Source organism: Pauljensenia sp. OF14-1SRA (genome assembly GCF_027694595.1).
Taxonomy (GTDB): domain Bacteria; phylum Actinomycetota; class Actinomycetes; order Actinomycetales; family Actinomycetaceae; genus Pauljensenia; species Pauljensenia turicensis_B.
Genome location: NZ_JAQEVQ010000022.1, coordinates 1 through 14,220, shown reverse-complemented (window position 1 = coordinate 14,220; position 14,220 = coordinate 1). Strand labels below are relative to the sequence as shown.

Below are 14,220 nucleotides of genomic sequence, written 5' to 3'. Positions count from 1 at the left end.
CTAACAACACGCCGCCATTAGCAACGATTTTTGTCTATTAACCCATAAAGGCTGAGTATCAAGCACCGGGAAAGTGCGGGATATTCAGCCTGTTTTGTTGTCCGGGGTTTCCAAAGGGGCTTACCCCTTTGGAAATATTGCGGGTATCCACGATACCCTTGCATATATCAATGAGATGATGGATCTGGAGGGGCTGGAGCTTCATCAGGACGGTGAATCCTATCCCAACGACTATTTTGAGAGCCCTCACTATGACTTCATCAGCCGTTGTGACGGAGATGAGTGGCCGGAATAAAAGGAGGCGTGACGGATGTATATCAAAAAATACTGGCTCATGACGCGGATGCCCTGCTGGACAAAATGAACGGCATCAGCTTTGTGGTGGAGCCTGACCGTCAGGATGCTATCACTCGTGGCACCCTTTCCAATGATGATTTTGACGGTGAGATGGACGATGCCTCCTATCATATCGAGAGCATTGAGGAGAAGGGTCTGCCCATTGACCCCATCAATGCCTACAACCATATGGCCATCTACTTGCGTTGGTGCATGGAGCATGATTTGATGGGCGAGGAATTCCTGAAAGAATACGGCGAAGTGGCCAAACAGGTCAAAGCCGACCCTGCCAGTGTGGACCTGCGGGCATTCATCCAGAATGAGTTGGACGGCTGCTTGTTCTATGTGCTATTCGATCAAAAAGGCCGTGCTTTTACAGGCAACTACTATGGAGGGGGCGACAGCCCCTACTATCCTGCCGATGTTGATGACAACGCCCTCCGCTTCTTCGGCCCGGAGCGGTATCACTCCAATGAGTTCCAAGATGAAGCCTACCTGTTCATCCCCTTTGACGAGGACTACTACCAGGCCATGGCAAAGGTGATCGAGGAACGCTTCACCAACTGGCAGGGACAGGACTTCGACGAGGACACACTGGAGCCCTCTGAACTGGCTGAGGCGTTGATGGAGTATCTGGACTGTGAATGCACCTATTTCCCCTCCATGAAGAACGATGATCCCATCATGTCGGCATACAGCTATGCCAAACGGGAAAGCGTCAAAGAAGGCTTTGTGCCGGTACTCATCAAGGCGGATGACGAAACGCTGCTTGAGTGTCTGGTGATGAACGCCGACCCGAAGAATGATGCAGACATTTACGAATTTGACCTCAAAACTGTAACGGAGTACCGGAAGAAGATGCTCTCCACCTCCTTCAAAGACGGAAAGGCGGTTTTGCAGGAATTGACCGGCCAGCGCAAGGAAGAAGCCGAAGATGACGATATGGACTGGGATGAGAAAATCCTGGGCGAGATGGAAGGCGGCTATGAGAATAACCGTTTTTCCTGCTACTGGGATTCCGACACTGATATGACCTACCCTCTCATTCTGGCGAAAATCCCGGTCAAGAACCCCTGGGAGATCTTTGCCTACCTGCCCTTCGGAAACTGGAACGACTGTCCTGACACACCCCAGCTGATGGCAGTGGCCAAATACTGGTTCGAGCAGCACGGCGCGGCGCCTGCCACCATGAGCCACGACGAACTGGAGTTCCTGCTCCCGGCCCCCGTCCCCAAGGAGAAGGCCGTGGATTCAGCAGTGGAGATGTACAGTTTCTGCCCGGATGTAATCGACCAGGGGCCGGAGGACGCCACTGTGGGCGCGCTGGCGGATGTGCTGCGGCAGTCCACTGTCTGGTATCTCTGGTGGGATTGATGGGATTCCCGCGCCCTCTGGAACAGAGGAAGATCTTATGGACCAAAAAACCTGACAGCAAAGCTCCTGGACCTGGTCGAAGGCCGGGAAACACCGGAAAGTTGGCGGAACTGGTGGGACGAGCATGAGCCGGAACTGGAAGCCCTGCTGAGTCGGGGTGAATTCCTGAAACTGAAGCCCTGCCGACACGGCTTTCAGTGGGTCCCGGTGTTTGGCAGCCAAAAGGGAGCCATCGCCATTCTGGAAAAGAGCGGCATAGCATTTGAAGCCAGCAATCTCTACCAGGAGCGGTATCTGGCCGAGCTGGATGCTTTCTGCAAGGAACAGGAGCGGGTGCAGTGGGAAAAGCAAAAGGAATTCAAGGCCAGCCACCCAGAACTATTTGGCCAATACCCCAAGTTTTGCAAGGCATTGGCAAAGGTGCTGGACCCCACGGATAAAATCCAGCCTGCCGCCGCGGAGGAACAGATCAGGGATCAAGAAAGCGTGCTGGACTTCACGCTCCCGTCCCAGGTGCGGGAGTTTTTCCTGCTGACCGCAGGCATCAATGTATCCACTGGCGTGATTCTTACCCTTTCCGGGATGTTTGATCTGACCATCCATGGAGAGCGGTATTGTGTGCTGGGCGAGTTCTGGAAAGAAGCGGACGGCGACCAGCTCCTGCTCCGCCCCGGAGAGGATACCATCTGGTACTACGCCCATGAGCAGGACAAGGTAAGGCGCCTCTGCAATGATATGACAGAACTGCTGGAGAAGAAACTGGCTATGTATCTCAATGAACACTGAAAATATCACCCATGAAAAACGCTATCGGGACTGGTGGGCGCAGTATGATGCCATGTTTGCGCCGGAGAACCGATCTCCTCAGCAAGACGAGCAGTTTCCGCTGACGGATGGGTATTCCATCCGCTCCAAAGCCTACCTTTATGTATGACGGCGATCTACATCTCTGCGGCAGTGAAAGCGAACTGCTGAACAATGAGGGCAAGGTGCGGTATCTTGGCGTAATCTGGACACGGATGGTGAATTCTGCTCCCTGTTTCGCCACCGCAACGGAAAGCACTATCTAATCTCCCGAATGGGTGATTTTTTGTTTCGGACAACCCCAGCAGATAATCGGCGGTCAAGCCGTAAAACTTCGCCAGCTTGATAAGGGCATAGTGGCTGATGTCCTTAAAGTCCTCCGCTTCATAACTGCCCAGCGCAGACTTGGAGAGGTGGGTCTGCACCGCAAACTGTTCCAGCGTCAACCCACGCTCCACGCGCAGGTCTTTCAATCGTTCTTGTATGGATAGTTCCATGCGTTCCCTTATTGTCTGCTTAACAATTTGGAAGTTACAACTTAATCAAAATCCATCCAAAGCAAGTGTTTTCCGCAGTGTAAGCATTGGAACAGATAGCATTGCAAATGCCCTCCATTGACGGACTCCCGTATCATTTTTTTCTGTTCCTCGTCCCACAGGGGGTCATCCAGCACTTCTTCCAGTACACCCAGTGCCCGCAATTCTCTGGCACCTACATAGCCCAGAAAGGCGCAGTAGTCGCCGCAGTGGGCACGCCAGTATTCCTGCTGCCAGCCAGAATAGCCGGGTGTGCGGTGCATGAGTTCGTCTAACTTCTCTGGGTCATCTACACCATCGTCCAGAGAAAAATCGTCTTGAAAGCTACCGCTATACTTTCTGGCTGCTTCGCCACTGGCGATACACTCTGGGCACAGATACTCAATGTCCTCAACGGAGAAGAACGGATAGGCATAGAAAATATGTGTGGTCTTGCCACAACAGTCGCAGACAACACCCTCTTTGGACTCATCAAAAGCCCCAGTGTCCAAAGGGTCTGGGTGATACCGGAAGGTAGGTAGCCCCAATTGGAGCCGCCGCTGCTTGTTCTGCTTTTCTTCCGGCGTTTTGGGTTTTGGAATGGCATGATGGTTTCCCCAATTTTCCGCATAGTCCTTCAGCGCGCCCAACCGCTTGAGCATTTTTTGTCGGAGCGATTTCCGATTTGACAGAGCAGTTCATAGGCATCCTTCTTAAAGTCCAGTAGGTCATATACATTCACCAATACTTCCTTTGCCTGTTCGTCCTCCGTATGCTCCAATTTCTCCTTAAAGGCATAGAGGGCACGGACACTGTCTGGGCCGTTATTGGTCGCATCAAACTGCTTTTTCAACTCAATGTATCTTTTCAAATATTCGTTCATAAAAACTCTCCAATTCCGATTCATCACTTTATTATTTCATTCGACCATATTTCCGAGAGCATGGAAATAGAGAGTTTTCCGAGCTGATTTCCGACCTTATGGATGTACGGGGCGGGCGGTCTTTCAGGTGTAGACTTAGGGTAGTTCATCGATGAGCTGCACCTTGAAAAATGAATGACCGTCCGAAAAGGAATACCCAGGCAGGGGAAGCACCGCAACGAGCCAGGGGCTGTCCTCAGCCTATGGGACAAAATGTCCCGAACCATTTTGATAAGCAAGCGTACTTGTCAACATTTACCCTTTTTGAAAGAACCACTACCACGATAAGTGTTGACAACACAGGTAAAGACTTGTCCACAGTGTTTGCACCGTACCATGTGAACCATAATTTCATCCGCCCAGCCATCTTCGGTCTTTACCTGATTCAACGGGCAAGTGGATTCTTCCTCAAGCAGTTCAAAACCGCCATTTGTCACAAGCTGTTGGATGTATTCGATACACGCCAGATAATCTTTCGGTGCGTTAAATCTCTTCCATTTCTGAATATTATGACAATAGTCACACATTGCAACTCCCTCCATAACCAAATTTTTCTAAATTTTGAAATGGGCGGGAAGCCATTTTAGGGCTTTCCCGCCTTGATTACCCATCAGCAAAGACGGGCGAGGCTGTCAACGGCGGCGCATTTATGCGCCGTTCATCTTGACCGTTGACTGGCTCGACTGGCTTTGCTATCTCCCCCGATAAACTGAAAGTTTTAGATCAGTCCCACACGATCTCCAAACAATCGAAGTTATCTGGAATTGGTGGTACGCACGAATAAGTATTTAATTCAAATGCCTCTATTGTAATTACTCCATCAGAGCATAGCCATTCGCAATTTACTAATTTTTCTAATTCCGCAGGCAAAATGGTTGTGCAAATCACGATTGTATCTCCTGCAAGAACTAATTCTTCTTTCCCATTGTTTTCTACGATTCCTGTATCATCGTGGAGAGCAACACGCACCCATGCTATGTCAGGCATTAACTCAATCTTTTGTAGCATATTTCGTATTTCAGAAAGCGTTGGACGGCCAAATCCCCATTGGTTCGGAGCAATGGAATCCTCCTCTGTGTTTCCATCGAAAAATTCATCAAGCGTTAGTAATGGCAAGCGTTCTTCATTTTCTTCCAATATTTTTTTGAATGTATTCAGCTCTGTCATAGTCACAATTCTCCTCGCAAATCAGAATTAGTTGATTTTATCCTCTCCCCGGATTTTCTTGTTTTTCCGTTCTTCTAACTCCGCTCATCTTGACCGTTGACTGGCTCGGCTGGCTTTACTATCTCCTCGATAAATGGGAATTTTTCTTTTTTATTCGTCCAAAGCGTCACAAAGCTTGTCCATAATTTCAGAAAGAGCAGCTGGAATTCCTTCTTCCCAGTTTGGACTTTCTAAAACTTCTCCATCTAAAGCCATATACATCTCTTTAGGTATCTCTCTTTTCATTTCCTCTACGCCAACTTCTTCTGTCCAGTCATAATCTGAATTATATGGATCATTTTTAGGGTCAAAAGCATATTTTTGATTTTTGTAATATCCTGAAATATAGTTTTTTTCAAGAGTTTCAACAATATCAAAATCTTCTAAAGCCCAGCTGCCCTCTTCTGCACATTCTTTTCTATTTTCATATTTCTTAAAAAATTGAGGATCCATATACCAATATAGGAATAGAGCTGTTCCCTTGTCAGTATCAGGCTGTTCTGCTATCCATTTGATAACTTCCTTAGAATTATCAAAGTTCCAATCTATTGCTAAAAGTTGCCTTTCTTTTGGAGAGTTTTTCTTTAAATAATTTATAATTAACTGTTTTTCTAACTCAACAAATTCATTTTCGTCAATCTCTACATTTTCCCAATCAAAATCTTCTCTTAAAATATCTTCAATTTTTAACATCAAAATACCTCCTAAAATTCATATTTACTGTTCTCCTACTTCTGCCCCCGTTGTGGATTTGGATTTTTCAGCAAGTCCGATTTCCCCGCAATCTGTTTCAGACACTTCCGCTCTTCCTCTGTCAGTTTACTTAATTTCAGTTTAAACCAACCAAAAAAAAGAAAAGGAGAACCCAAAATGAAGAACTGGAACACTCTAGAAGCTGACCTGAACCTGCTAATGAACAAACACTTCACCAAAGGCAGACAAGGCCGATCCATCAACAAAATCATCCTGCACCACAACGATGGAAACCTTTCCATACAAGGATGCTGGAACGTATGGCAAACCCGACCCGCCTCCGCGCACTACCAAGTAGAAACCAGCGGCCGCATCGGACAACTCGTCTGGGACCGGGACACTGCCTGGCACGCGGGAAACTGGGTAGCCAACACCACATCGATTGGAATCGAACACGCAGACGCGTCCACCCACCCCTACCGTATTTCCGATGCCTGCCTAGAAAACGGGGCGCACCTGGTCGCCGCCCTGTGTCACTATTACAAGCTCGGCCGACCCGTCTGGGGTAAAAACGTATTCGGACACCGCGACTTTTCCTCAACCGAATGCCCCGCATCCATAGCCGGATCCCAACACGGCGCTTACATGGCCAGAGCCGGCTACTGGTACGACCAAATGACCTCCAGCAAAACATCCACCCCAGCAGCGGCACCTGCCTCGAAGCCTGCGCCTAGTGGCTGTAAGAGCATCGACACTCTCGCACATGAAGTCATCAATGGTTCGTGGGGTAACGGGAATGACCGCTACCAGCGCCTCACTGCGGCTGGGTTCGACTACGACGCCGTGCAAGCCCGTGTCAACGAAATCCTCGGGCTCAAATCCAAACCCGCAGGCAAGAGCATAGAGACCCTGGCGCTCGAGGTGATTCGTGGGGATTGGGGTAACGGACAAGAACGCTACAACCGTCTCACCAATGCTGGCTACAACTACCAACAGGTACAAAACCGCGTCAACCAAATCCTCAGCTAACCAGCAAATTAGCCCGCTGGATTCTAAGAGCCGCCTCAGCGAGACTTCACCGTCTTGCTGAGGCGGCTCTTTTTGTTTTCCCTGTTTATATTTCTTGCTTCTCGAAGCCCTCCTTATAGGAGGAACAAGCGATGATTGACCCGATTCAAAAAGAGGCGATAGTAAAACTCAACCAGCACGGGATGACTGCGGCGATGATTGCGCGGATTCTTGGGCTAGAGCCAAGCAGTGTTCGCAGTCATCTGGCGCGCAACCCCCATAAGCGCCCACAAAACCAAGGTATGGAGGATGGCCGATGGTGTCGCTGGTGCGGTGACCCCATAGCGACTCAAGCGACTGGCAGACCTGCATCTTTTTGCTGCAGCGAGCATAGGCGGGCTTGGTGGACGGCACATCCCGAAGCGAAAAACCGTGACGCCACCTACACCTTCACCTGTATCGGCTGTGGCACCACGTTCACCGCGTATGGGAATAAGCATCGACGCTACTGCCGCCATGAATGCTACGTAACTCATCGGAACAAGAAATGACTGTGATGAGCGCACCCCAGTTTGCTCGGGAAGCCACCTACCGAGCCACCATGCTGGCAGCCACGAAAGCAGCCAAGGCAGGGATACTCACCGATACAGATGTGAACCGCATTCGAGGTGGGCTGATAGCCCGCAATCTTCCTCCGATTGGGCGGCTGCATACGGCGCTAGTACTGGATAAAACAGGCGTTCAGAGTGATATATAGACACACCGGACTTGATACAAGGAGACGCGCATGGAGATCTGCAAACTACCACCCAAACCAGCAGCGTTGAAGCTCACGCGGGTGGCGGCATATGTACGGGTCTCACGCGAATCCGAGCGCCTCACTCACTCGTTCTCTGCCCAGGTCTCCTACTACAACAAGCTCATCACGAACACCCCGGGCTGGGAATACGCCGGGGTCTACAGCGACTACGCAACGACAGGTACATCTACCACGGGGCGCGGCGAGTTCAACCAGATGATCGAGCAAGCACTCGCAGGGAGTATCGACATTATTCTCACCAAATCCATCTCGCGGTTCGCTCGCAACACCGTCGACCTACTAAACACTGTGCGAGCCCTGAAAGCCGCTGGGGTGAGCGTGCGTTTTGAACGTGAAAACATCGACACCGCCAACGCTGAAGGCGAAGTCCTCCTCACTTTACTAGCCTCGTTCGCGCAAGCCGAATCCGAATCTATCTCGGCTAATGCGAAGTGGGGAATCCGAAAAAAATACAAGGATGGCCTGTTACATTCGCGCCACCCCTACGGATACCACTACCACCACGGCCAGCTCGACATTATTGAAAAAGAAGCCGTGATTGTGCGGCGTGTATTTGCCGAGTTTCTTGACGGGATCAGCCCAGAGAAAACCTGCAAACAAATGAACCAAGAGGGATTGCGTTCACGCGGTGGCGGCAAATTCAGTGCCTCAGTAACCCGCAATTGGCTGGAAAACCCCACCTATACCGGTACCGCAATCTTGCAACAGTACTTCAGTGCTCACGCCGGAGATAACACACCGACTCTGAATCGTGGCGAGCTGGATAAATATATTGTGGAAGACTCCCACCCGCCGATTATCGAGCGTAGCGTTTTTGACGCCGTTCAAGCAGAGCTAGCCAGGCGGCGTGCCACGGGCGGACGCGGCTTGACCCCAACCGGTGGCAGTAGCGCTCTTACACACCGCATCACCTGCACTATCTGTGGCAGGAACTATCATCGGCGTACCCGCCGCTTGGCACACTCGACTTATAAATATTGGTGGTGCGAAACCGCCACGAAAGGCAAGGGCAACCCCTGTCATGCTCATCAACTACGAGAAGAAAACCTGCACACCATCATCCTGCGGCTGCTTGGGCTTCATGCTTGGGACGACCAGCAGGTGGTTGATTGGATCGAGCGGATTGAGGCCAGCCCGAACTGGCTCCTGACAATCCACCTCAGCAGTGGGAACACCACCATGATTAACTGCCGCACCGGTGAGGAGGTAACTGCCTGATGCCACGGATTACCACTATCCCTGCCACCAAACCCTTACACTCCACTACAACCACGATTAGTGGCCAGCAGCTACGCCGCGTTGCTGGCTATGCTCGCGTCTCCACCGACGATACTGACCAGGCGAACTCGTATGAGGCGCAAGTGGATTATTACGAGCACTACATCAAAAACCACGACGGCTGGCAATACGTTGCTATTTACACTGATGAAGGAATCTCTGGCACTTCCACGAAACACCGGGAGGGATTCAACCGCATGATAGCTGACGCTCTCTCAGGAAGAATCGACTTGATCGTCACCAAAAGCGTCTCCCGGTTTGCTCGCAACACCGTCGACTCCCTCACAACGGTTAGGAAGTTGAAGGATAAAGGTGTGGAGGTGTTTTTCGAGAAAGAAAATATCTGGACCCTCGACTCCAAAGGCGAACTGCTAATCACCATCATGTCGAGCCTTGCCCAGGAAGAATCCAGATCTATCTCCGAGAACGTCACCTGGGGTCACAGGAAGCGTTTCCAAGACGGCAAAGTTTATATGCCCTACGGTAACTTTCTCGGCTACGATCGCGGCGAGAACGGCGAGCCTGTCATCAATCCTGAGCAAGCCGAAATCGTGCGCCGGATCTACCGCCAATACCTCGAAGGCATGAGCATTCCACAGATCGCAGCCTCACTAGACGCTGACGGAATACTGACCCCTCGGCGTAAACACAAATGGAGCCACACCACCATCCACTCCATCCTCACCAACGAGAAATACAAAGGCGACGCACTCTTGCAAAAGCGTTTCACCGTAGATTTCCTCACCAAGCAGCGCAAAGCCAATGAAGGCGAAGTCCCACAATATTACGTGACCGGCTCTCATCCAGCCATCATTGACCCTGAAACCTGGGAACTCGTGCGCTACGAGCTAGTAAAAAACACGAACCAAGGCCGGCGCGAGCGTGCCTTCACCGGTATGGTCTACTGCACTCACTGCGGCTCAGCCTATGGGAGTAAGACCTGGCACTCCACTGATAAATACCGGGCCATCATCTGGCAATGCAACCAGAAATTCACTGTTCCTCACCCGAAGAAAATGCCCGTACTACGCGATAATCAGCTGCAAGCAATCTTCCAAACAGCGCTCGCCCAGATCATCAAAAGCCAGCAGCTCATCGACTGGGACTACCTAATTACCACCACATCAGACACCACCGATTTGGAAGAACAAGCCTTACAGCAAGCAAGTGAAATCGAGGTAACCACCAAACTCATTAACCAAGCCATAACCCACAACGCTCATCACTCTCAAAACCAAGACGACTACCAAGAGCGCTTCACCCAGCTCAAAACCCGCCAACGTGAAGCCATCAACGCCTACGAAAAAACCCAAGCACAGATCGTGCGCCGCAACGGCATCAAAGCCAAACTCACTAGATTTAAGAAAACCATCCAAAACGCCACCCTCAGCCAAGACTTTGACCGAGCAACCCTGCGTGCTCTTTGCCAACGCATCCAAATCACACCAACAGGCGAGGCGAGCGTAATCTTTGCTAACGGCACCGAAATAGAGATCCCAGCAGATAGCTATTAGAGCCACGCAAAACAAAAGGGCTGACCACCGTTGAAGTAGTCAGCCCTATTTTCATGTCTGTGAGCAGGACTTTTAGATTTTGCGCGCGTTTTCAAATTTTGCGCGCACCTTTGCGCAAAACCCTAGTTTTGCGCAATTGCATCAACTCAGTGTGCTCGTAGTGGAGCTAAGGGGATTCGAACCCCTGACCTCGCTACTGGTAGCAGTGTTGGTTTATGGGATTGTCGTCTGGTTCGGCGGCGTCAGCGTTGGCACCCACATGATTTGCTATCTGTGGTTAGCGAGTCTGTCCATCATGCTAGTCAATATCGGGCTGTGCGATTTGTTCTTGCCGATTGGAGCGCTGCTAATGCTTACTGTCTTCGCGTTGGGCTGAGCACTGCGATGATTCCGGTGGAAATGTTACCAACGTTTTGGGCTGAGTGGGTGGCGCCTTGGGCTCCCCAGCTCCACATTGGCCAGGCGTTGCGAAATATTATCTTCGCCGATGCAGGCGCATTCTCTGCCGGAGTAGTGCCGATGCTGATTTGGAGATTAGCAGGAGTTATTCCCTTAGTTGTCGCGCTGCTTCTTCCTCGGAAAACAGCTGCGAAGATGGAAAATAAGTAATCGAATGCGATAACCCCCGGCGGGGAGAGCTACCTGCTTTCCCGCCGGTGCCGCATATCAAAGACAAAATCGCCCTCCACAAGTGTCTAAATCGCCCGAAAACCGCGTTATAAATTCGCGCGGGAGGGTGATTTTGTATCGGGAGGGTGAAAATGTCACCCCCTCACCTCGCCTATCCCTAATTCCCTAAACCAAATCGCCCTCCAAAGAAAAAGATCGCCCTCCGGGAGCGAAAGCACCCTCCACAGATAGCGAAATCGGCTAAATTGCCGCCCTCTCCCCCAAGCGGGAGGGGGCTCTTGCATCGGGAGCAAAATAGGGTTAAAAAAATTGATAGGAGTTTAAGATGAGCGATTTTGATATTGAGCAGGCGGTAAAAAAGCTAGGTTCCTGGCAAGAGGAAACCTACAAGTGGCTGCATGCGCATCCCGAGCTTTCTATGGCAGAAACCGAGACCCGCGATTTTATTTACCAGCAGCTGCAAGATTTTGGTTATCAAACCCAAAAAATCGGTGGCGGCGTAGTCGGGGTGCTAAAAAATGGCGCTGGTCAGACCACGCTTTTCCGCGCCGATATCGACGGACTGCCGGTAAAGGAAGAAACCGGGCTGGAATACGCCTCCACTATCACTCGGCGCGATCAGGACGGGAATGAAGTCCCCGTAATGCATGCCTGCGGACACGATGTGCATATTACTGCTGGTCTGGGGGCAGCCCGGGTACTGGCCGAGAACCGGCAGGTGTGGAGCGGAACCCATATCACGCTTTTCCAACCCGGCGAAGAAACTGCCGAGGGCGCAAAATCGATGGTTACCGACGGGCTAGTAGAGAAACTTCCGCGCCCCGATGTGGCTTTCGGCCAGCACGTCCTCGCTGATCCTATGCCCACCGGTTCAGTCGGCACCCATGCCGGCGCCATTCTCTCTACCGGTGCCTCTTTGAAAATTACGGTGCATGGTAAAGGCTCGCATGGATCAATGCCTCATATGGGAGTCGATCCCGTGGTGCTCGCCTCGGCGATTGTGCTGCGCCTGCAAACTATTGTTTCTCGCGAAATTGATCCCTTTAAGATGGCGGTATTAACCGTGGGGTCACTGCAAGCTGGTTCCAAGTCGAATATTATTCCCGAACGCGCCACCTTGCTGGTCAACATCCGCGCCTACGATATAGAGGTACGCAAGCACCTATTGGAAGCAATAAAACGAATGGTGAACGCCGAATGTGAGGCAGCCGGAACCCCCGAGCCTGCCCAGTTTGAGCTCTACGATTCCTATCCCCTGACCAATAACGATGCCGAAACCACTAAGAGGGTCACCGACGCATTTACCGCTCACTTCGGATCTGAGCGCGTAGGTGACTGCGGCGAAGTTCCGGCCTCAGAAGATTTCAGCACCATCCCGGATGCCTTCGGGATCCCCTACTGCTATTGGGGCTTAGGAGGATTTCGCGAGGAGGACCCCAAGTTCCCCAACCACAACCCCAAGTTTGCGCCCATTATGCAACCCACGCTCGCCACTGGGACCGAGGCCGCAGTAGTGGCGATACTGGCTTGGCTGGGGAAGTAGAAAACGTTTTAGCTACCGAAGATCGATTCTTCTGCGCCGCGCATTTTAATTTACTTTTTCGCATGCCACAGCCATCTAGGGGCTATCTCGTTGCGGTTCTACAGTGAACTGTCCTGGGTTTTGTTCCGCTTCAGTTCCCAAGTACAGCCAACGGCTCAACCTGTCAAGAGGAACTCTGCGAGCCCATTTCGAAAGTCCGTACTGCGCAGAGAACTCCTGGATAGCGATTTTCGTCGCCGAGAATCAGCGCACCATTCCCATCAGAAACGATTTCAATTTCAGCACTCATTTTCTGCTACCTCTGTACGTTCCCCATTGAACCCTTGCTAACTATTGTGAACCCGCTAAGCCGCGAGTGTCAGACACTTGCTATTTTGTATCCAATTCGAGCAGTAAGTTTCCATCTGCTGGTATCAAATCCGGGCACACCACATTGTTGCACTCAAGATAATCTAATGTTTGCCACCATGATTCTTTATTTTATCCAAGGCCGTGTAAAAACAGTACTGTTACGCTTCGCTCCTTACATCACTATCCAATTTCCGTTTCGTTGACTGCAAAAGGCGAATCATTCCTACAGTTCCTTTCCAGCATAGAATTCCTAAGAAAAAGAAAATAACCGCCAATAACAATCCTACTAAAAGAGCGGGAATCCCTTTTAATTCGTACATGAAAAAAACAAATTGCATCTTATCAAGAAGCGGAAAATGCAGAAAGCCTTTAAGCAATCCCATTGCTCCGGCAAGAACGCTGACGCCACACGAAAAGAAGAATGAAACCGAAAATATAGCTAATGTAGGAATCAGCGAAACCCACGCTAATGAAGCAAAAGAGTAGAATCCTAAAGCCATCATAAAATGTCTGAATGAAAAATTTTTATTCTCGACAATAGCCTTGCCAAGGTAGCTTAATGCGAAGTCCTTTGCCGGTCCCATTTCCGCAATAATATCGTTTTCTGTCTGCCCCTGTTCCATGCGCTCATAAAATGAACTCTTGAGTTCACTTAAAATGTCAGTCTTTTCGAAAACGGGCATATACTTTAAATGTTTGTCTACCTGCGACAAATATTTCTCTAATGCAATATTGTTTGACTTGTTTCCCATTTTTATAATTCCTTCCTTAGCTTAGAAATATCTTTCATCAGCGTCTTCCAGTCACTGTTCAACTCATCAAGATAGGAACATCCTGATTCAGTTATTCGATAATACTTTCTCGGTGGCACACCGTCATCCGTGTTCCGCCAATACGATTCAAGATATCCATTCTTTAATAATCGTCGTAGCAATGGATAAACCGTGTTTTCTTTTGTTTTAAGCATAGGGTAATCATCTAATGTTTGTATCAAGTCATATCCATATCTATCCCCATCTTTGATCAGAAGAAGAATGGCATATTCAAGTGTTCCTCTTTTAATTTGCGAAATCCATTCTTCATTCATCAACTCCACCACCTTTCGTCAAATACAGCGCTACTGTGCCTTGGCAAGTATAGTGTACTACACAGTATAAACGTTGTTAAATAGTATCATCTGGGGTTATAGGACAAATTGTGTTGCTGGGGGTTAGTCCCAGGTGTTG

At 50.1% G+C, this 14,220-nt stretch carries 19 protein-coding genes; 10 read left to right on the top strand and 9 right to left on the bottom strand.

The annotated features are described in order from the left end of the window. Window positions 1-73: 73 nt before the first annotated feature. From PG731_RS08750 to PG731_RS08735, 4 genes are all read left to right on the top strand, one after another. Window positions 74-295, top strand: a complete 222-nt coding sequence (locus tag PG731_RS08750) for a DUF6547 family protein (RefSeq protein ID WP_270773415.1) — start codon at window positions 74-76, stop codon at window positions 293-295. An 8-nt stretch (window positions 296-303) separates the two neighbouring features. Continuing rightward, entirely contained in the window at window positions 304-1,710 is a 1,407-nt protein-coding gene (locus PG731_RS08745; protein WP_270773414.1) for a DUF4253 domain-containing protein, read from the top strand. Window positions 1,711-1,917: 207 nt separating this feature from the next. Further along, window positions 1,918-2,496, top strand: a complete 579-nt coding sequence (locus PG731_RS08740; RefSeq protein WP_270773413.1) for an SMI1/KNR4 family protein — start codon at window positions 1,918-1,920, stop codon at window positions 2,494-2,496. Continuing rightward, window positions 2,486-2,644: a hypothetical protein gene (locus PG731_RS08735; RefSeq protein WP_270773412.1), complete on the top strand. Its 159-nt coding sequence runs from the start codon at window positions 2,486-2,488 to the stop codon at window positions 2,642-2,644. Before PG731_RS08740 ends, PG731_RS08735 begins: the two co-directional genes overlap by 11 nt. 7 nt (window positions 2,645-2,651) lie before the next feature. On the opposite strand, the gene PG731_RS08730 is transcribed toward PG731_RS08735, so the two are convergent. From PG731_RS08730 to PG731_RS08705, 6 genes are all read right to left on the bottom strand, one after another. After that, on the bottom strand, window positions 2,652-3,011 hold the full coding sequence (locus PG731_RS08730) for a helix-turn-helix domain-containing protein (RefSeq protein ID WP_004009156.1): 360 nt from the start codon (window positions 3,009-3,011) through the stop codon (window positions 2,652-2,654). A 41-nt stretch (window positions 3,012-3,052) separates the two neighbouring features. Beyond that, the gene (locus tag PG731_RS08725; protein WP_270773411.1) at window positions 3,053-3,679 is read right to left on the bottom strand and encodes a CbrC family protein; all 627 of its coding nucleotides are present in this window, start codon (window positions 3,677-3,679) and stop codon (window positions 3,053-3,055) included. Beyond that, on the bottom strand, window positions 3,667-3,912 hold the full coding sequence (locus tag PG731_RS08720; RefSeq protein ID WP_270773410.1) for a hypothetical protein: 246 nt from the start codon (window positions 3,910-3,912) through the stop codon (window positions 3,667-3,669). Before PG731_RS08720 ends, PG731_RS08725 begins: the two co-directional genes overlap by 13 nt. Before the next feature lie 287 nt (window positions 3,913-4,199). Continuing rightward, entirely contained in the window at window positions 4,200-4,493 is a 294-nt protein-coding gene (locus tag PG731_RS08715; RefSeq protein ID WP_231294123.1) for a hypothetical protein, read from the bottom strand. Window positions 4,494-4,674: 181 nt separating this feature from the next. Next, the gene (locus PG731_RS08710; RefSeq protein WP_004009153.1) at window positions 4,675-5,118 is read right to left on the bottom strand and encodes a hypothetical protein; all 444 of its coding nucleotides are present in this window, start codon (window positions 5,116-5,118) and stop codon (window positions 4,675-4,677) included. A 150-nt stretch (window positions 5,119-5,268) separates the two neighbouring features. Next, window positions 5,269-5,850: a DUF4274 domain-containing protein gene (locus tag PG731_RS08705; protein WP_004009151.1), complete on the bottom strand. Its 582-nt coding sequence runs from the start codon at window positions 5,848-5,850 to the stop codon at window positions 5,269-5,271. A gap of 177 nt (window positions 5,851-6,027) precedes the next feature. Between PG731_RS08705 and PG731_RS08700 the strand changes: the two genes are divergently transcribed. The 6 genes from PG731_RS08700 (at window position 6,028) to PG731_RS08675 (ending at window position 12,643) form a co-directional block, all read left to right on the top strand. Beyond that, entirely contained in the window at window positions 6,028-6,879 is an 852-nt protein-coding gene (locus PG731_RS08700) for an N-acetylmuramoyl-L-alanine amidase (RefSeq protein ID WP_270773407.1), read from the top strand. Between the two features lie 131 nt (window positions 6,880-7,010). Beyond that, window positions 7,011-7,409, top strand: a complete 399-nt coding sequence (locus PG731_RS08695; protein WP_270773405.1) for a sigma-70 region 4 domain-containing protein — start codon at window positions 7,011-7,013, stop codon at window positions 7,407-7,409. Between the two features lie 236 nt (window positions 7,410-7,645). Continuing rightward, window positions 7,646-8,896 carry a recombinase family protein gene (locus tag PG731_RS08690; RefSeq protein WP_270773404.1) on the top strand — a complete coding sequence of 417 codons (1,251 nt, stop codon included), beginning with the start codon at window positions 7,646-7,648 and terminating at the stop codon, window positions 8,894-8,896. Further along, a complete protein-coding gene (locus PG731_RS08685) occupies window positions 8,896-10,470 on the top strand; it encodes a recombinase family protein (protein WP_270773403.1) in 1,575 nt (524 codons plus the stop codon). The genes PG731_RS08690 and PG731_RS08685 overlap by 1 nt, the downstream gene beginning before the upstream one ends. 315 nt (window positions 10,471-10,785) lie before the next feature. Further along, on the top strand, window positions 10,786-11,079 hold the full coding sequence (locus PG731_RS08680) for a hypothetical protein (protein WP_270773402.1): 294 nt from the start codon (window positions 10,786-10,788) through the stop codon (window positions 11,077-11,079). Between the two features lie 346 nt (window positions 11,080-11,425). Then, window positions 11,426-12,643, top strand: a complete 1,218-nt coding sequence (locus PG731_RS08675; RefSeq protein WP_270773401.1) for an amidohydrolase — start codon at window positions 11,426-11,428, stop codon at window positions 12,641-12,643. A gap of 163 nt (window positions 12,644-12,806) precedes the next feature. On the opposite strand, the gene PG731_RS08670 is transcribed toward PG731_RS08675, so the two are convergent. The 3 genes from PG731_RS08670 to PG731_RS08660 form a co-directional block, all read right to left on the bottom strand. Then, window positions 12,807-12,932: a hypothetical protein gene (locus PG731_RS08670; protein ID WP_270773400.1), complete on the bottom strand. Its 126-nt coding sequence runs from the start codon at window positions 12,930-12,932 to the stop codon at window positions 12,807-12,809. Window positions 12,933-13,152: 220 nt separating this feature from the next. After that, window positions 13,153-13,746 (bottom strand): HAAS signaling domain-containing protein, encoded by a 594-nt coding sequence (locus PG731_RS08665; protein ID WP_270773399.1) that lies wholly within the window; start codon window positions 13,744-13,746, stop codon window positions 13,153-13,155. 2 nt (window positions 13,747-13,748) lie between these two features. Further along, a complete protein-coding gene (locus PG731_RS08660; RefSeq protein ID WP_270773398.1) occupies window positions 13,749-14,081 on the bottom strand; it encodes a PadR family transcriptional regulator in 333 nt (110 codons plus the stop codon). Between the last annotated feature and the right edge of the window lie 139 nt (window positions 14,082-14,220).